Here is an 18827-nt window from a genome sequence, read left to right as displayed (position 1 = left end):
GGGATGCGACCTCTCCGGAAGGACCTGTATCGCTCACCCGGTGCGCTGGCGCGCCCGCGGCCTCTCCCGGACGGGAGAGGTGACTTACGCCGCCTCGCCCATCCCTTCCGGACCCGTGCCGTAGGCCTCCGCCATGCGGGCGATCTCCGCGAGCTTGCCCGCGAAGGCCGACCAGTCGTCCCGGTCCGCGATCGGCGCGAAGAGCGCCTCCACCTCGTCGATGAGCATGGTGCAGGGCGCCTGCCCCGCGAAGTAGGGATGGGCGAGGCGCCGCGGATCGGCGGGCTCCAGGGCTTCGAGGGCGGCGCGCACGGGCGCGAAGCTCTCGGCCCGGTAGAGGTCCGCCACCGGGCTCGCGCCCGCGCGCGCCGCGCTCGCGAGCCCGCCGTACCAGTCGAAGAAGACGCGCTCGAAGGGCGCGCCGCTCTCGGCGAGAAAGCGCCAGAAGGCGCCGACGAAGCGGTGCGTCGGCTCCTCGGGCGCCGGGGCGAGGCCGAAACGGGCGAAGAGCGCCGCCGCGAAGGCATCCTGCAGGTGCGGCCCGAAGCCCTTGAGCACGGCCTCCAGCCGCGGCTGCTCGGCCACGGGCAGCAGGCAATCGGCGAGCCGGCTCAGGTTCCAGAACAGGGCCTCGGGCTGGCGCCCGAAGCTGTAGAGGCCGGTCGTGTCGAAGTAGGCCGCCGTGAAGTGCGGGTCGAAATGCGGCAGGAAGCGCCAGGGCCCGTAATCGAAGCTCTCGCCCGTGACGTTGATGTTGTCGGTGTTGAGCACGCCGTGCACGAACCCCGCCGCCATCCACTGCGCGCCCATCCGGGCGACGCGCCGGCTCACCGCCTCGAGGAAGGCGGCGGCCCGGTCGGGGAGCGCGTCCTGCCAGATCTCCGGCATGTAGGTCGTGATGGTGTGGTCGAGGAGCCGGACGATGTTGTCGGTCTCGCTGAGCGCCAGGAAGCGCTGGAAGCTGCCGATGCGGACATGCGAGTGGCTCAGCCGCACGAGCACGCTCGATCGCGTGGGGGAGGGCTCGTCGCCCCGTTCCAGCGCCTCGCCGGTCTCGATCAGGCTGAAGGATTTCGAGGTCTCGACGCCGAGAGCCTCCAGCATCGCGGTGGCCAGCACCTCGCGCACGCCGCCCTTCAGCGTCAGGCGCCCGTCCGCCCCGCGGGACCACGGGGTCTGGCCGCTGCCCTTGGTCCCGAGATCGAGCAGGCGCCCGTCCCGAAGGTCGTGGAGCTGCGCGAACAGGAAGCCGCGCCCGTCCCCGAGATCCGGGTTGTAGGACCGGAACTGGTGGCCGTGGTAGCGCAGGGCCAGGGGCTCGGGGAAGCTGCCGGGCAGGGGCTCGAACCGGCCGAAATGCCGGATCCAGTCCGCGTCCGTGAGCGTCCCGAGCCCGACCCGCTCGGCCCAGGGCCGGTTGCGGTAGCGCAGGATCGCCTGCGGGAAGCGGGCCGGCGCCACGATGTCGTAGAAGGCGGGTCCCAGCTCCGCGTGGCGGCGGGAGGGGCGTGGCGCGGTCTCGGGCAATACCGTCTCTCGGATGATCAATCGGGCGGCGCGGCGCGGGCCGCGCATTCCCTCAATGCCGCCCGCGGGGCGTGTGTTTCATCATGCGTTTCCGGGCGCGCCCTTCACGGCCGCCGCGGGGGCCGCGCCGCGCGGGCTCAGCCGCCGATCTGGCTGATCAGGGTCACGGCCCCGAAGACGAGGACGGAGAGGACGGTGACCGCGAGCAGGATCAGGGCCGCCCGCGATTCCCGAAGTTCCGGCGACATCCCGTGCTCCTCGGACGTGGCGTCCGTGCTCGCCGCGAGCACGGACAGGGACTCCGATTGTCTCACCCGCGCCGGGGCCTGTCGAGGCGGCTGACGATCCCTGCGGCGGCGACGTTGAGGGCGAGCGCCACGAAGCCGACGTTGATGTCCTGCACCGGGCCCGGCAGGAACGGGAACAGGCCGGCCAGCGTCAGGCCGCCGAGGCTCGTTGCCGCCACCGCCGCGACGCCCACGAGGATGCCGGCCAACGCCCCGCGGGCGGTGAGGGGGTTCGTCCGCAGCAGGCTCGCGACGAGGGCCGGCAGGAGCTGCGTCACGAAGTTGTAGCCCATCAGCAGGAGCTGCACGATCGTCTCGCCGCCGTGGAGCGTCACGCCGACGCTGACGAGGGCGATGAGGGGCACCGAGATCTTGGCGAGCCGGGCCGTGCCGGCCTCGGTCAGGCCGGGGCGCAGCGGCCGGACGAGGTTGTTGGCGACGAGCGTCCCCCCCGACATCAGGATCATCGAGCCCGGCACCAGGGCGGTGAGCACGCCGGTGGCGCCGATCACCCCGACGAACCAGGGCGGGAAGCTCTGCAGCGCCAGCTTGAACAGGGCGAGGTCGACGTCGGCGCCCGTGAGCCCCGGCACCTGCAGCACCGCCGTGAAGCCGACCATCAGCACGAACAGCAGGATGAGCTGGTAGACCGGCAGCAGCACGGCGTTGCGGCGGAAGGAGCGCGGATCGCCCGCCGTGTAGACCGAGACGAAGACGTGCGGCCACATGTAGCCGCCGAGCGCCGTGAGCAGGGTCGTCGAGGCGAACCAGGTCGGCGATTGCCCGCGCTCGGGAAGCGCGAGGAAGCCGGGCTTTCCCGCCTCGATCGCCTCGAACATCGCGCCGTAGCCGCCGTAATAGTGCAGCGGCAGGTAGATGCCGAGGAAGGCGACCACGAACAGGATCATCAGGTCCTTGATGACCGCGGTCCAGGCCGAGCCGTGGACCCCGGAGACCATGACGTAGGCCGTCACCGCCGCCGCCCCGATCAGGATCGCGAGCGTCGGCGAGACCGCCCCGTAGGAGGCGGTCGAGACGATGATGCCGAGCCCCTTGAGCTGCAGGACGAGGTAGGGGACGAGGGCGACGAGGCCGACGAGGGCCACCACGAGGCCGAGGCCGCGGCTGCCGTACTTCGCGGCGAAGAAGTCGGGCTGCGAGAACAGGCGGTTCTCCTTGGCGTAGCGCCAGATCGGCGGCAGCAGCCAGTAGGAGACGACGTAGAGGAGCGTCAGGTAGCAGAGGATGTAGTAGGCGGGCCCCCCCTTCCCGTAGGCCCAGCCCGAGCCGCCGAGGAAGGTGAAGGTGGTGTAGATCTCGCCCGCCATCAGCAGGAAGACGAGCAGCGTGCCGAAGCCGCGTCCGCCCACCGTCCACTGCTCCAGGCTCATCTCGCGACCGGAGCGCGCCCGGATGCCGAGCGCCAGCGCGCCCGCGAAGGCGCCGGCGATGATGAGGAGGGCGATGCTCATTCGCCGGCCTCCCGGCCCGTCCCGTCGGTGCGGTTCTCAGGGTCGCAGAGATAGATCACGCCCATGATGACCGAGGTCATCAGCACGCAGAAGACGAGCCAGGCCAGCAGCAGCGGCAGGCCGAGGACGAGGGGCGTGACGCGGTTGAGGAAGAAGGGGCCGCCGAGCATGCCGAGGAAGGGCAGCACCGCCAGCCATCTGACCCATCTCATCCGCGAACCGCTCCCGTGCCCGTCCCGACCGACGCCGTCGTCTCCGGCTCTGCGCCGGCGCGCGAGCATGGCGGGCGGGAGGGCCGGCGTAAACCGGGCATCGGGCCCTGCAAGCCCCGTGCGAACCGCTCGGGCGTCAGGCCCAGGCACTCCGCGCGAGGCCGCCGGGCGGGCCGGCCTCCGCCTCCGCTGATCGGACTTCCCCGGATCGGACTTCCGCGGATCGGACTTCCGAGAGCGCCCGCAGCCGCATCGCCCGGAGCGAGTGGTGCCGGGCCTGCGCCCGCAGTTCCTCGGCGGTCGCGACGTTGCCGTTCTCCTCGTGGACGGCGGCGGCGGTGCGGAGCGCGAACGAGATCTGCTCGTCGAGGCAGGCCGCGCGGTCGAGGCTGGCGGCGGGATCGCTCATCGCGCGGGTCCGGCCTCGGCGGGACGCCGCGACGCCCGGAGCAGGCCGGCGCCCGCGGCGTGTTTGGTCTGGTTGGCGCCCGCGGCGCGTCGGGTCTGGTCGGTGGGCGTGGAACCTGTCGGCACGGTCGACTCGCGGGAGAGAGGAGCCAAGGAGACGTCGTGAGGGACTGACGTGCGGGGTCTTCGTGAGGTCGACGCTGCTCATGCGGCGGGGCGGCCGGAAGGATCCGCCCGCCCCGCGCGCCCGGCCGGGGTTCCCCCGGCTCGAGAGCCCCGGCGCCGAGGCTGGCGGCGCCGGGGATCGTCTGCGGATCAGACGAGGTGCCAGCCCTCCTCGATCTGCGAGACCAGGCAGCGCTGCGCTTCGAGGCTCTGGCTGATGCTCGTGGCGACCGAGGCGCGGGAGGCGCCCGCCTCCAGGGCTCCCGTCCAGTAGTCGAGCCCCTCGTCCTCGGCGTCGCGGCCGAGGGCGTTCTTGTAGAGGCGCTCCACGAAGTCCTCGTTGGACAGGCCCCCGTACTTGCCCTTGTACTCGGCCGAGTCGAGGAAGGCCTGCGCCGTGCCGACCTCGGAGAGGCCGCCCTTCAGCGCGGCGGTCCAGGCCGCGAGCCCGTCCGCGTCGGGCGCCCGGTCGAGGAGGCCGTAGTAGAGCCGCGCCGCGCCGCCCGCGTCCTTGTCCGCCGTGAACACACCGTAGGTGTAGGCCGGCTGCAGATCGGCGAGGTTCTCCTCGGAGAAGGCGAAGGCGAGGATCGCATCGGCCCGCGACAGGCCGTCGCCGAGCGCCTCCGTCCAGTACGCCGTGCCTCCGGTGTCGCCCTCGCGGCCGAGCGCCGTGTGGTAGAGGCTCTCGACGAAGGCGCGGTCGTCCGCTTGGCCGAGATGCGACTGGCCCTCCCCGGAGCGCAGCAGGGTGTCCGCGAGGTCGCGAAGCGAGAGGCCGTTGCCGCGCGCCTCGGTCCAGTATTGCTGGCCGCCGACGTCGCAGGCCCGGTCGAACACGGCGTCGTAGAGGGCGTAGACCTCGCCCGCGGCGCTGTGCACGTCGTGGCTCACGCTGCCGAAATGCTCGCGGTGGTGGAACAGGCTGGGGTGATCGTCGCTCGGATCCTCCCACTCGGTCTCGCCGCGGACGATCGGGTTGCCTTCCGCTCCGTAGGTGACGCTGTGGCCGCCGCCGGAGACCGTGTGGGTGCCGTCCTCGTTCTCGTCGGTGTCGCAGGTGTCGGGCGCGAGGCCCGCGGCGAGCTCGATCACGTCCTGCTGGCGCAGCGCGCCGATGACCCGGTCGTCGCCGCCGTTGGTGCGGAAGACGATGCGGTGCTCCGAGGTGAGGCCGGAGATGTCCACCACGTCGTCGTCCTGCGAGCCTTCGAGGGTGATGGTGCTGGTCAGGAGGCTCGTGCCGGCGAAGCTGCCGATCGGCGTGAAGGTGTCGCCGCCGCCGAAGCCGCTGATCACGATCTCCTCGATGTTGTCGAGTTCGGCGATGATCGCGGCGTTGGTGGTGCCGTTGCGGGTGATCACGATCTCCGTGTTGGCGTTGAGGCCCGACAGGCCCGCGGCGAGCGCCTCGGTGCGGGAGTAGACGCGGAAGGTCTCGGCGGTGCCGTCGCCGCCGATGTGGACGGTGTCCACGTTGGCGCCGCCGTCCATGAAGTCGCGGCCGTCGCCGACCCGCCAGAGCAGGGTGTCGTTGCCGGCCCCGCCATTGACGGTGTCGTTGCCCGCCCCGCCCGCGAGGACGTCGTTGCCGCCGGCCCCGTTGAGCGTGTCGGCGCCGCCGTGGCCCAGGATGAGGTCGGCGCCGGTGCCGCCGTTCTGGGTCGCCCCCGTGTTGGTCCCGTTGAGGAGGGCGTAGGTGGTGCCGGCGAAGCGCAGCTGCTCGATCGTGGTGAGGGTGTCGATCCCTTCCGCGCCGGTCAGGTCGGTGACGACGAGCTGGCCCTGGCCGTTCAGGCCGAAGGTGAAGCTGCGCACGGTGCCGGCGAAGACCGCCGTGTCGGTGCCCGCCCCGCCGTCGAGCCGGTCGTCGCCCGCCCCGCCGCTCAGCGTGTCGGTGCCGCCCGCCCCGTTCAGGACGTCGTTGCCCGCGTTGCCGTTCAGCGTGTCGTTGCCGCCGAAGATGAGCACGGGGCTGACGCCCGTGGCGATGTCGTCGCCCGCCGTGCCGGTGAAGGTGTTGTTCACGAGGGGATGCCGTTCCAGTTGTCGCCGACGACGCCCGTCGGAGCCGAGAACACCGTCTCCAGGTGACCGTCACCGTCCGTGAACGTGACCCCGACCCGCAGGATGTTCCCGACCTGGCTGCCGAAGCCGAGGAGGCCCTCGTTCGGCGTGAAGGTCTGGCCGGCCCCGGCGGCCCGGGAATGGCGATCCAGGTGGCCCCGCCGTCGGCGGAGCGCTCCCACCGGTACGAGAAGGCGCCGAGGCCGTTCTCGTCCGCGATGCCCGCCGTGGTGACGCTGAGGGGCTGGCCCTCGGTCGGCGACACGAGCCCGTTGGTGGGGGTCGGGTCGACGATCACCGGAACGCCCGTGGCCGGGAAGTTGACGAGCTCGCGCACCGAGAACTCGCCGTCGGCGAAGCGCAGACGCTCGATGTTCCAGAGCTTGTCGACGCCGTCCGAGACGACGATCCCGGCCGACAGCGTGTCGTGCGTGATCCGGATCGAGCCGTCGCTGTTGCGGGCGAAGCTGTAATTCGCCACCACGTCCGAGTAGACCGCGATGTCGACGTCGCCGAGGCCGTCGTCCTTGACCACCTCGCGGACGATGGAGAGCTGGCCCGGGTTGAGGGTGCGGCTCAGCATCAGCGCGTCGAGGGTGGTGCCGCCGAACTGCGCCACCGCGTTGGGCTTCAGGACGCCCTCCACGAGATCGCTCTCGAGGTAGACCTTCTTGGCCATGCCGTCGGCGGTGTAGCGCACGCCGCCCTTCTCGATGAGGATGCGGACGTTGAGCCAGCGGTCGCCGTCGATGACGTCGTTGCCGCCGCGGCCCTCGATCACGTCGCTGCCGCCGCCGCCGAGCAGGATGTTGCCGTCGTCGAAGGCGATGATCGCCTCGAGGTCGACGTTGGCGCCCGTCGGCTTGGCCGCGACCCAGTCGCCGAGCACGGCGCGCAGGCCCGCGATCCGGTCGACGCCGGCCTGGGTCAGCTCGTGCTTGACCATGGTGTTCTCGGCGCCCGCGAGGTTCGGGTTCTCGCCGACCTCGGGCTCGGCGGCCGGGTCCGCCGAGCCGCGGTTGTCACCCTTGAGCAGGTCGTTCTGGTCCCAGCCCGAGAGCGCCTCCACCGCGTCGAACCGGTCGCGCAGGATGTCCTGCTGGTCGGTGGTGAAGATCGGGCGCATCAGGTCGTCGTCGGCGCCCTGATTGTGGAACTTGTGGATCGCCCAGTCGAAGCCCCACATGCCCTCGTTGCGCATGACGGACTCGCCCTGGACCATGATGTCGTCGCCGGATTCGGCGTCGAAATCGTGCTCGTTCTCGCCCGCGAACATCACGTCGTGGCCGATGATGGTCGAGTTGAAGAACAGTTCCGAGTTGTCGCCGGCCGTGGTGTCGAAGCCGTTGCCCGCCTCGATCCAGTCGTCGCCCTCGTTGCCGAGGAGGAAGTCGCCGCCCTCGCCGCCGAGGATGAAGTCGTTGCCGGTGCCGCCGAAGGCCTCCTTGCCGTCCGGACCCGTGATGATGAAGTCCTGGCCCTGGTTGCCGAAGACGAGGGCGAGGCCGGAGCCGGCGTGGATGACGTCGTTGCCCTCCTCGCCGTGGAGCATGTCCACTTCGCCGATATCCGTGCCGCTGTTGGTGATGATGTCGTCACCCTTGCCGCCGTGGATCTTGTCGACGCCGTAGCCCGCCTCGATCCGGTCGTCGCCGTCCCGGCCCCAGACCGAGTCGTCGCCGCCGCCGGCGACGATGTGGTCGTTGCCGTTGGTGCCCTGGATCAGGACGTGGTCGTTGGTGTTGACGCGGATGTACTCGGCGACGCCGTCGTTGTTGGCGTCGATGCGCTCCACCATCGGCGAGAGCGCCTGCAGGTAGGGGTCGTCCTGGACCGGGTCGGCGTAGCCGAACTTCGTCTGGACATTCTTGTCCACGTAGAGGACGTGGTCCGGCGTCGAGAAGATGTCACCGGGCAGCGCGTAGCCGGTCTCGCCGAGATCGGTGTTGTTGAGCACGATCTTGGAGAAGGAGTTGTTCTCCAGCTCGTTGAGGAAGTTCAGGCCCTGGACGCGGGACAGGTAGTAGAACCGGTCGGCGTTCTGGAGGTTCTCGAGCTGCAGCTCGAAGATGAACGAGAAGGTCGAGCCCAGCATGCCGCCGAAGGCCATCTTCTTCTCGGCCATGCCGCCGACCCAGAGGTCGATGTCCTCGAGGCCGCCGAGCTTCGCATCGTTGGCGTAGGCGCCCCGGGCGTTGAGGAAGGCGGAGCGGTCGGCGTCGAACGCGGCCTTGGCGGACCCCGTCAGCGTCTCGTCGCCGAAGACGAGCTTCATGGCCGCGTCGCGCTTCGCCTCCACGCTCGCCGCGGCGGTGATCGAGCCATGCGTGCCGTAGGCCGCGATGAAGTTCACGATCGAGGCGGGGTTCTTGAGGTTCAGGGCGAAGTCGGTCCAGTTCGCATAGGCGTCGAGCTGGCTGTCGCCGTTGGCCGCCTCCTTGAACTGGCGGCGCGCCTCGTTGAGCGGCGGGATGCCGGTGTCGCGGCCGCGGGCGATGTTGAGGGCGGCGAGGTCGAGGGGGATGCCGACGAGCTGGTTGCGCAGCACGTGGGTGACGAACTCGTCGATCTCGTTGCCGACCTGGGCCGTCATGCCGCGCACGATGGCGCCGGCCGCGACGTCGTGGCCGATCGTCTCGGAGCCGAACGCCAGCGGGTTCAGGAAGGCGTCGAACAGCTTCATCGGGTTCAGGTTGCCGTCACCGTCGATCTGGTCGACGGTCTCGCGCAGCATCGAGTGGCCGAAGCGGTACACGACGTGGGCGAACTCGGCGAAGATCGCCGGGTTGATGTCGATCGACGGGTTGAACACGAAGGCGTCGACGTCCGGCTGGACCTTGCGGGCGAACTCCTCGAAGACGAGGTGCTGGTACTGCATCTCGGTCGTGAAGCGGGCCGACTGGAACAGGCGCTCGCCGTCCCATTGCAGGGCGGCGATGGCCTCCGGGGTGGTCGGGATCGCGGTCACGTCGACCCGCAGCCACTCGTTGAGGAAGGCGAGGTCGCCGGAGGCGAGGGCGATGTCCTTGACCTGCTGCACCATGTGGTTGTGCTCCGAATGGAACACATGGTGGACGGCCGACAGGCCGATATTCTCGTTCCCGCGCCCGTCGCCCGTGATGTAGTGGGCGTCGAGGAGCTCGTTGTCGTAGGCGACCTTGTTGCCGCGGGAATCGAAGCCGATGGCGTTGCCGGCGACGCCGTCCGCATCCGCCTGGACTGCCACCATCGGGGTCGCCGGATTGCCGTCGTGGTCGTAGAGCGTCCCCGGGACCGCGGCGTGCGCGATGTCGTCGAGGAAGGCGTGGCCGGTCCGGACCGCGTTGGCGGTCGAGATCGGGCTCGCCAGGCTGCCCTCGACGAACACGTCGGCATTGGCGCCGGTCCCGCCGAACGTGTTGTCGGCGCCGAGCGAGATCACCATCTGCGGGAGGCCGTTCGGCCCACGCACGAACTCGCCGTAGGCGTCCATCACGAAGAGCGGGATGTTCGAGACGTCGGTGTCGGCGAGGTCGATGCCGAGCTTGGTGCGGGCCTGCTCCTTCACGTCCGCCCAGGTGGCGAGGCCGCGGTCACCCTCCAGGAGCTTGCCGGTGGCGAGCGGCTTGCCGTCGACCATGGCGTACTCGCGCAGGAAGAGCTGGTGCGAGGCGCTCGACGTGTAGGTCTGGTTCTGGTCGACCCAGGGCGTCGTCAGGTTGTCGGCCCCTTCCGGCGCGCGGGTGAGGACCATGAAGTTCGTGTTCGGCGAGGCAGGGTTGTAGAGCGGGTCGTCGGGCTGCAGCGGGATGTAGATCGTGCCGTTGCCGCCCTTGGTCACGAGGTCGAGGCCGTGATCGAAGAACTGGCCGAACAGCGTGAACCAGGAATTGTAGGGGGCCGACAGGCCTTCGTCCGGCGACACGTTCGGGATGACGACGGACTGGCCCTCCATCGTGATCTTGTGCCCGGCCAGCAGCGCGGCGAGATCCGCCTTGGCGGCCGTCAGAGTGGCAGCCGCGCCATCAGCATTCGTTTGCGCGGTGCCGGCTGCTGCCTCGGCCGCATCGGCCAGCGCGTCTGCATTCGTTGCGGCGGTCCCCGCCAAGTCGGCGGCTACAGCGGCGTTGGTCGCGGCCAACAAGAGGTCGGCGAGCATCTCCGGAGAGGTCACCGGATCCGTAGCGGCAGCAGCGGCATCGTAGGCGTTCTGCGCTGCAGTGGCGGCAGCTGACGCAGCGTTGGCGTTGCTCTGGGCGGTATCGGCGCCGGCGCGGGCGGTGGCTGCGGCCTGCTCGGCGGTCTCTGCGGCGGCGGCAGCCGCATCGGCGGCCGTCTGCTTGGGCGCGACCACCTTGTGCGCGCCGATGATCTCCTGGAGGGCGGCGCCGAGATCGGCGCCCGTGTAGCCCGAGTGGATCAGCGCCGCGTAGATGGCGGCGGGGTTGTTCAGAGTCTGGTCGACGATCAGGTTCGAGATGATGCGGGGGTCGGCGTCGACCACGGTGCCGCCGCCGAGACCGCGGGTCGGGGCAGGGGGGGCGCCCATCTCGCCGTAATTGCCGTCGGTGAGCACGGCGCCCGGCCCGAAGGAGATGCTGTCGTCCGTCTCGTTGCGCCAGTAGGGGTCCGTGATCCGCGGGAACGGGTTGTCGGCCGCGCCCCATTGCTCGCGGCCCGCGATCAGGTTGTTGTAGCTGCCGTCGACCGTGCGCAGCCCGTAGGGCGCGAGCGGGTGGCTGATGGCGAGGGCGGCCTCGGGCGCCGTGGAGGCGACGATGTTGCCGTTCGCGTCCACGTAGATCGCGGTGAGCGCCTTCGCCTGCGCCCCGGAATGCGCCTCCGAATTCGCCTCCGCGATCTTGATCTGACGGAGAATGAATTCGAGGTCGTGCTTGACGAGAGCAACCATAACAGCCTCCCAAGAAGATGTCCGGGCGGCACGACGGGAACGAGCACACGCGCGGGATGCACGGATGCTGCGTCGAAGTGACTGCTGACGGACAGATTTCGCCGGTCTTTCGGCCTAATGAAGCTGTTAAAGAACGTTTAACGGACTGAATAGACATAAATTGTACCTAAAACGACGCCTCTATTACTAACTAGACCGTGGTTCTAGTACGATTTTTATCGAAATTGGGCGGATTATCCGCTGTCGCAGGACGTCAATTCATCAGGCGATCTCTTGCGCGGGCGTCCGCCGGCCTGTCGCGCGGCCCGCTCCTCGGGGCCGCGGGCTAGTTCCCGCCGCGGGATGGTTAAGGCGCGCCCGCCGCCGTGCCGAAGAGGCTCCGCGCGGCGGCGCCGGGATGCTTCGTCCGTTTCCGTGCGGTTGCGCCGGATTTCGGATGTCGTCGCGCCGCTGTGGAAAGAAGCGACAGAATTAACGATGTCGTCGACCCGCAAAGACCGTCCCCGCGGCCGCGATCATCTCGCCGTACCGCTATCGCGGCCTTGAGGATGGCGTGTTCTGCTGCCCGCGGCCTGCGCGAGTCCTTAGCCGGCGCCGTCATGTGACCGTTACACGGCACAGCTACGAGCGCGGCCGGACGGCATTGTCGGATCCCGTACGCCGCCTCCCGCGGCCTCCGCACGTCCGACGCGCCCTCCCATCGCGCCCGCCGGCAGACGCTGTCCCCCCGCGTCTTCCGTTTCCCCGACTGCCTGCTGCGAGACGTTTCCTCATGCCCACGACGCCGACCTTCGCGGCCCCGGACGAGGCGCCGGCCACCACGGCCTCGAGCATCGGCTCGATCGCGATCCTGCCGCGGGCGCCCTCGCTCGCGGGCGCGGCGACGGCTCCGATCGGCACCGGCAGCCTCGACCTCGTGCGGCTCTCAAGCTTCGCGGCGGGCACCGGCAACGCCGAGAGCGTGTCCTTCGACCCCGCCAGCGGCCAGCTCTACATCACGAATGCGGGCGCCAACCGCGTCGACATCGTGCGGATCGGGGCCGACGGTGGCCTCACCAAGACCGGCGAGATCGCGCTCTCCGGCCTGACCGGCTACGGCGCCGTCAACGCGGTGGCCGTCAAGAACGGCATCGTGGCGGTCGCCTACGAGAACGCGGTCCGCTCGGAGAACGGCTCCGTCGCGCTCTACGACACCGCGGGCTCCCTGCAGAAGCTCGTCCAGGTCGGGCCGGTGCCGGACCAGCTCACCTTCACGCCGGACGGAACGCGGCTCCTCGTCGCCAACGAGGCGGAGGCGGTCTCGTCCGCCGTCAACCCGAACGGCAGCGTCAGCATCATCAGCCTCGCGGACGGGGCGGGCGCCGCCGCCCTCGCCAGCGCGGTCACCTTCGAGGCTCTGAACGGCTTCGAGGCCGATCTGCGCGCGGCCGGCATCGCGATCTTCCCCGGCGTGTCGGCCGCCGCCGACATCGAGCCCGAGTACATCGCCGTCTCGGCCGACGGCACCCGGGCCTACGTGACGCTGCAGGAGGTGAACGCGGTCGCGGTGCTCGACCTCACCGACCCGGCCGCGAGCCGCCCGATCGCCCTCCTGCCGCTCGGCGGCGTCGACCACGCGCTTCCCGGCAACGCCTTCGACCCGAACGACCAGAACGGCATCGCGCTCCGCGACGCCGCCATCACCAGCGTGCTGCAGCCCGACGCCATCGCGAGCTACACGGTCGGCGGCGTCCGGTACTTCGTCACCGCCAACGAGGGCGACGGGCGCGTCGGCAGCGGGATCGAGGGCCTGGACGTCAAACGCCTGAGCAACGCGGCGGTCGTCCTCGACCCGACCATCTTCCCGAACGCCGCGGCGCTCAAGGCGAGCGACCTCGGCCGGCTCAACGTGCTCACCAAGTTCGGCGACACGGACGGGGACGGCGACCTCGACCAGCTCTACGCCTTCGGCGGGCGCGGCATCTCGATCTTCCGCGACAACGGCGACGGCACCATCACGAAGGTGCGCGAGACCGGCGGCGAGTTCGAGGCGATCACCGCCCGCGACGTGCCCGCGATCTTCAACCAGAACCAGGGTTCCGGCCCCGACACCCGCTCCGACGACAAGGGCCCGGAGCCCGAGGGCGTCACGATCGGCGTCGTGAACGGCCGCACCTACGCCTTCGTCGGCCTGGAGCGGACCGGGGGCGTCATGGTCTACGACGTCACCGATCCGGCCAACGCCCGCTACGTCACCTACCGGCCGCCGGTCTCGGCGGCGGAGGCGGGGCCGGAGGTCGTCACCTTCATCAGCGCCGCCGACAGCCCGACCGGCAGGGCGCTCGTGGTCTCGGCGAACGAGGTCGGCAACACCACGACGGTCTACGAGGCTCAGGGGATCACCAAGATCCACGAGGTCCAGGGCGCGGGCGCGGCGAGCCCGCTCGTCGGCCGCACCGTGACCCTCGACGCCATCGTCGTCGGCGACTTCCAGAACGGGGATGCGGACGGGCGCCGCAGCCTCGGCGGCTTCTACCTGCAGGAGGAGGGCGCGGACCAGGACGGCGATGGCGCGACCTCGGAGGGCATCTTCGTCTACGAGGGCGCCGGCAATCTCCTCCGGGACGTTGCCGAGGGCGACCGGGTGCGCGTCACCGGAACGATCACCGAATTCAACGGCGAGTCGCAGATCGCGATCACGTCCGCGGCCAACATCCAGGTGATGCAGGCCGGCGCCCTGAGCGCCGCGCAGGTGAAGGCGCAGGCGGTGACGGTCTCGCTGCCGGCGGCCGGCACAGTGGGCAGCGGCGCGACGGCCCAGCCGAACCTCGAAGCCTACGAGGGCATGCTGGTGACGCTGCCCCAGACGTTGACCATCACCGAGCAGTTCAACCTCGACCGCTTCAACGAGATCCGCCTCGCCGCAGGCGGGCGGGTCGAGAGCTTCACGAATGAGTTCGAGCCGGATGCGGCGGGCTACGCGGACTACCTTGCGCAGGCCGCCGCCCGCTCGATCGTCTACGACGACGGCCTGAACGGCCAGAACCAGCCGATCGGCAACCTCGACGGGTTCAACCCCTACGGCACCGCCACCGCGCCGCGCATGGGCGACACCGTGACGGGGCTGACCGGAATCCTCGGCTACGGACCGTCCGGCGCCTACCGGGTGCGGGCGGTCGAGGACGGCGACAACAGCTTCGTGCGGGAAAACCCGCGCTCAGCCGTGCCCGAGGACACCGGCGGCACGCTCAAGGTCGGCAGCCTCAACGTCCTGAACTACTTCCGGACCCTCGACAGCGATGGCTCGGCCACCGGCGTGAAGACCGCGATCGGCCTCGACCCGCGCGGCGCCAACACGGCCGCGGAGTTCGATCGGCAGACCGAGAAGCTCGTCAACACGCTGATCGCCACCGGCGCCGACGTGCTCGGCCTGACAGAGCTCGAGAACCAGTTCCAGCCTGGCAACCCGGGCAACGCCCTCGAATACCTCGTCGGCCAGCTCAACCTGAAGGCGGGTGCCGGCACCTACGCCTACGTGAACCCGGGCGCCCAGCTCGACCAGGGCCAGTTCCTCGGCGGCGACGCCATCGCGGTCGGCTTCCTCTACAAGCCGAGCAAGGTCAGCGTGGCGATGAACACCACGATCGCGACCCTCGACGACGCGAACGTCGCCGCCTTCGATCCCGCGCTCCTGCAGCAGAGCACGCTCGGCCACATCTTCAACGGCACCAACACGAGCCGCGTCTCGCTCGCCGTCACCTTCCACGAGATCGCGACGGGCGAGGATGTCACGGCCGTCATCAACCACTTCAAGTCGAAGAGCGGTGCCGGCACCGGGGCCGACGCCGACCAGGGGGACGGGCAGGGCGCCTGGCAGCAGCAGCGCGAGCTCGCGGCCAAGGCGCTCGCCGAGTGGGTGGCGCTGAAGCCCACCGGCACGCAGGACAGCGACACGATCCTGCTCGGCGACTTCAACGCCTACCTGAAGGAGGACGCCCTCGACGTCGTGAAGGCCGGCGGCTTCACGAACCTCGCCGAGGACCGCCTCGCAGACCCCTATTCCTACGTCTTCGACGCCGCCTACGGCGCCCTCGACCACGCCTTCGCCAGCGCCAGCCTGAACCGGCAGGTCACCGGCGTCACCGAGTGGCACGTCAACGCCGACGAGGCGGACGCCCTCGACTACAACCTCGATTTCAATCGCGACCCCGCCTATTTCGACGTCTCCGTCGTCGCCCGTGAATCCGACCACGATCCCGTCCTCGTGGGGCTGAGGCTCGACCAGACGGGGCCGCGCCTCGTCTCGGCGACGCCCGCCGACAATGCCGGCACCGTCGCCCGGTCCGCCGACATCGTCCTCACCTTCAGCGAGGCGGTGCGGGCCGGCACCGGCGCGATCACGATCAGCGACGGGGCAGGCGACACCCGCACCATCGCGGTCACGGACACCGCGCAGGTCGCGATCAGCGGCAGCACGGTCACCATCAACCCGACCGCCGATCTGCGCGCGGGCGCCGCCTACGACGTGATCGTGCCCGCGGGCGCCATCACGGACGCGGCCGGCAACGCCTTCGCGGGCCTCGCCCAGGATCAGCTCGACTTCACCACGCAAGGGCCGTCGTCCATGCCGTACACGCTCCAGATCCTGCACGCCTCCGACTGGGAAGCCGGCCTCCTCGCCACGCAGCGCGCGGCGAATTTCGCGGCCATCGTCGACAAGCTGGAGGATTCGACCCCGAACTCGATCACGCTGTCGACCGGCGACGGCTGGATCCCGAGCCCGTTCTTCATCGCGGGCGCCGACCCGCAGCTCGCCGCGACCTACAACGGCATCTACAATCAGCTCTACGGGCTCTCGGGTGCGGCGGCCTACGCCCGCCTCGCCCCCTCCGTCGGCCGGGCCGACATCACGATCCAGAACATCATCGGCGTGCAGGCCGCGGTGTTCGGCAATCACGAGTTCGATTCCGGCCCGACCGAGGTCGCCAACATCATCGGCGCGAATCTCGGCACGGCGGCGGGGGCTGCCGACGATACCTGGGTCGGCGCCCAGTTCCCCTACCTCTCCACGAACCTGAACTTCTCCCGCGAGGCCGCGCTCGCGGGCCTCGTCAACGGCAACATCTCCGACGCGACCTTCGCGGCGACGGGCCCGACATCGACCCAGACCGGCACGGGTGCCGACAAGATCGCCAAGTCCACGATCCTCGTGGAGAACGGCGAGCGGATCGCCTTCATCGGCGCCACGACGCAGCTCGAGCCGCTCTTGACCTCGCTCGGCAACGTCACGGTCGACGGGTTCAACGGGCAGGACAACATCCGGCTGCTCGCCGACCAGATCAACGCCGAGGTCGACCGGGTGCTCGCGGCCAATCCGGGCCTCAACAAGGTCATCGTCGGCACGCATCTGCAGCAGCTCGCCAACGAGCAGGCGCTGGCGCCGCTCCTGCGCAACGTCGACGTGCTGATCGGCGGCGGCTCGCACACGCTTCTCGCCGACGGCGACGACCGGCTCCTGCGGGGCGACACGGCGGGCGGCGGCTACCCGCAATTCGTCACGAACGCGAGCGGGCAGACGCTGGCCCTCGTCAACACGGCCTCCGAGTATTCCTATGTCGGCCGCCTCACCGTCACCTTCGACGACCAGGGCAACGTCATCCGCGACTCGGTGAACCCGGCGACCAGCGGCGCGGTGGCGGTCGACGACGCGACCGTCGCCCAGCTCTGGGGCTCAACGGCCGCCGCCTTCACGCCCGGCAGCAAGGGCTTCCTGGTGCGCGAGATGATTGAGGGCCTCGACGCCGACAATGACGGCGTGCAGGAGACTGTCGGCATCGCCGACATCATCCGCCAGCAGGACGGCAACATCCTCGGCCGCACCAGCGTCTATCTCGAGGGCCGCCGCGGCGAGGTGCGCACCGAGGAGACCAATCTCGGCAATCTCTCGGCCGACGCGAACCTCTGGTACGCCAAGCAGTACGACGGGGCCGTCACCGTCTCGATCAAGAACGGCGGCGGCATCCGCGACTCGATCGGCTCCTTCTCGACGGCGGGCGGGGGCACCGCGGAGCTGCCGCCCGCCGCCAACCTGGAAGCCGGCAAGCGGGCGGGCGACATCTCGCAGCTCGACGTCACCAATTCGCTGCGCTTCAACAACAACCTCGCCCTCGTCACCGTGACGGCCTCGGAGCTGGAGCGGATCCTGGAGCACGGCGTCGCCGCGGTGGCGCCGGGCGCCACGCTCGGCCAGTTCACGCAGATCGGCGGCATTCGCTACGCGTTCGACGCGACGAAGCAGTCCCAGACCCTCGACGCCAACGGCAACGTCACCCGCGAGGGGCAGCGCATCGTCTCGGCAGCGATCGTCGACGACAGCGGCTACATCCTCGACACGCTGGTGAAGGACGGCCAGCTCGTCGGCGACGCCGACCGCGCGATCCGGGTCGTCACCCTCGACTTCCTGGCCACCGGCACCGCCGCTGCTCCCGGCCTCGGCGGCGACAATTACCCCTTCCCGGCCTTCGGCGAGAACAAGGTGGCGCTCCGCGACGCCAGGCCGATCTCGCTGCCCGATACCGAGACCTTCGCGGCGCAGGGCTCCGAGCAGGACGCGCTCGCCGAGTATCTGAAGGCCTTCTACGCCACGAACGCCTACGGCCAGGCGGATACGGGCCCGGCCGGCGACATCCGCATCCAGAACCTCGCGCTACGCGCCGACACCGTGCTGCAATCGGGCGTGGCGAAGACGGGCACGGCAGGGGCCGACACGCTGCAGGGCACGCCCTTCGCCGATCTCCTGCGCGGGGCTGCCGGCGACGACACCATCGTCAACAGCGCGGGCGACGACATCCTGATCGGCGGCCAGAACGCCGACGGCTCGCCGGGCAACGACACCCTGGTCTTCAACACGGCGCTCGCCGACGTGACGGTGACCCGGGAGGGTGCCTTCACGATCGTGACCGGGCCCGAAGGACGGGACGCGATCGCGGGCTTCGAGCGGGTGCAGTTCACCGACACGACCGTCCTGCTGCGGGACGGCGGCCCGGGCGTCGACGACCTCTTCTATCTCGCCGCCAACAAGGACGTGCTTCGGGCCGGGATCGACGCGGACGCGCATTACGCGGCCTCCGGCTGGCGGGAGGGCCGCGACCCGAACCCGCTCTTCTCGACGAACGGCTACCTCGCCGCCAATCCGGACGTGAAGGCGGCGGGCGTCAATCCGCTCCAGCACTACCTGCAATACGGGATGCGCGAGGGCCGCGACCCGTCAGCCGCCTTCGACAACGAGGCCTACCTCGCCCAAAACCCCGACGTGAAGGCGGCCGGCTTCAACCCGCTCGCCCATTACCTGGAATACGGCCAGGCGGAAGGGCGGACGACCACGGAGGCGATCGGCCGGGCTGCCGACATCCGCGGCGGCTTCGACGCGGAGCATTATCTCCTGGCCAACGGCGACGTGGCGCGGGCGGCCTCGGCCGCCGGCGCGGACAGCTTCGCCTTCGCCCGCTCGCATTTCGAGACTTTCGGCTGGAAGGAGGGCCGCGATCCGAATGCGGTGTTCGACACGAAGGGCTATCTCTCGGCCTACGGCGACGTGAAGGCGGCCGGGATCAACCCGCTCACCCACTTCGAGACCTTCGGCTGGAAGGAAGGCCGCGACCCGGCCAGGGAGTTCGACACCTCGGCTTATCTCGCCGCCTACAAGGACGTGGCGGCCGCCGGCGTCGACCCGATGCAGCATTACCTGCAATTCGGCCTCTACGAGGGCCGGTCCGCCTTCGGTGACGGCACCTTCCAGGCGGGCGGGATCGGCTGAGCC

Annotated in this window: 8 protein-coding genes and 1 pseudogene; 3 read left to right on the top strand and 6 right to left on the bottom strand. The window is 70.1% G+C overall.

What is annotated here, in order from left to right; translation table 11 throughout:
* Positions 1–84: 84 nt before the first annotated feature.
* The 4 genes from DK389_RS27070 to DK389_RS27060 all read right to left on the bottom strand — a co-directional run bounded on the left by DK389_RS27070 (position 85) and on the right by DK389_RS27060 (position 3498).
* Positions 85–1527, bottom strand: coding sequence for a protein adenylyltransferase SelO (locus tag DK389_RS27070; RefSeq protein WP_418291979.1), 1443 nt, complete (start codon positions 1525–1527; stop codon positions 85–87).
* 137 nt (positions 1528–1664) lie between these two features.
* Positions 1665–1817, bottom strand: a complete 153-nt coding sequence (locus DK389_RS33000) for a hypothetical protein (protein ID WP_162560891.1) — start codon at positions 1815–1817, stop codon at positions 1665–1667.
* 20 nt (positions 1818–1837) lie between these two features.
* Positions 1838–3286: a sodium:solute symporter family protein gene (locus DK389_RS27065; RefSeq protein ID WP_109894357.1), complete on the bottom strand. Its 1449-nt coding sequence runs from the start codon at positions 3284–3286 to the stop codon at positions 1838–1840.
* A complete protein-coding gene (locus DK389_RS27060) occupies positions 3283–3498 on the bottom strand; it encodes a DUF3311 domain-containing protein (RefSeq protein ID WP_109894355.1) in 216 nt (71 codons plus the stop codon). Before DK389_RS27060 ends, DK389_RS27065 begins: the two co-directional genes overlap by 4 nt.
* A 268-nt stretch (positions 3499–3766) precedes the next feature.
* On the opposite strand from DK389_RS27060, the gene DK389_RS34635 reads away from it, so the two are divergent.
* Positions 3767–4072, top strand: a complete 306-nt coding sequence (locus DK389_RS34635; protein ID WP_162560890.1) for a hypothetical protein — start codon at positions 3767–3769, stop codon at positions 4070–4072.
* Positions 4073–4221: 149 nt separating this feature from the next.
* On the opposite strand, the gene DK389_RS34630 is transcribed toward DK389_RS34635, so the two are convergent.
* The gene (locus DK389_RS34630) at positions 4222–6099 is read right to left on the bottom strand and encodes a DUF4214 domain-containing protein (RefSeq protein ID WP_109894351.1); all 1878 of its coding nucleotides are present in this window, start codon (positions 6097–6099) and stop codon (positions 4222–4224) included.
* A 62-nt stretch (positions 6100–6161) separates the two neighbouring features.
* Here DK389_RS34630 and DK389_RS34625 point away from each other — a divergent pair, with 62 nt between their 5' ends.
* The gene (locus tag DK389_RS34625) at positions 6162–6611 is read left to right on the top strand and encodes a hypothetical protein (RefSeq protein ID WP_162560889.1); all 450 of its coding nucleotides are present in this window, start codon (positions 6162–6164) and stop codon (positions 6609–6611) included.
* Positions 6612–6850: 239 nt separating this feature from the next.
* On the opposite strand, the pseudogene DK389_RS34620 reads toward DK389_RS34625, so the two are convergent.
* A pseudogene (locus DK389_RS34620) lies at positions 6851–10054 on the bottom strand (peroxidase family protein); the annotation flags it as partial.
* 1747 nt (positions 10055–11801) lie between these two features.
* Here DK389_RS34620 and DK389_RS27030 point away from each other — a divergent pair.
* Positions 11802–18824 carry an ExeM/NucH family extracellular endonuclease gene (locus DK389_RS27030; RefSeq protein ID WP_109894345.1) on the top strand — a complete coding sequence of 2341 codons (7023 nt, stop codon included), beginning with the start codon at positions 11802–11804 and terminating at the stop codon, positions 18822–18824.
* The last annotated feature ends 3 nt before the right edge of the window (positions 18825–18827 follow it).

Source organism: Methylobacterium durans (assembly GCF_003173715.1).
GTDB lineage: Bacteria > Pseudomonadota > Alphaproteobacteria > Rhizobiales > Beijerinckiaceae > Methylobacterium > Methylobacterium durans.
The sequence above is the reverse complement of the archived record's forward strand: the minus strand, read 5'-3'. Positions and strand labels throughout refer to the sequence as shown.

What these genes read in the sequence shown, in the direction of transcription:
- DK389_RS27065 (WP_109894357.1), bottom strand. Translation starts at nt 3,286, where the DNA reads ATGAGCATCGCCCTCCTCATCATCGCCGGCGCCTTCGCGGGCGCGCTG.
- DK389_RS27060 (WP_109894355.1), bottom strand. Translation starts at nt 3,498, where the DNA reads ATGAGATGGGTCAGATGGCTGGCGGTGCTGCCCTTCCTCGGCATGCTC.
- DK389_RS27030 (WP_109894345.1), top strand. Translation starts at nt 11,802, where the DNA reads ATGCCCACGACGCCGACCTTCGCGGCCCCGGACGAGGCGCCGGCCACC.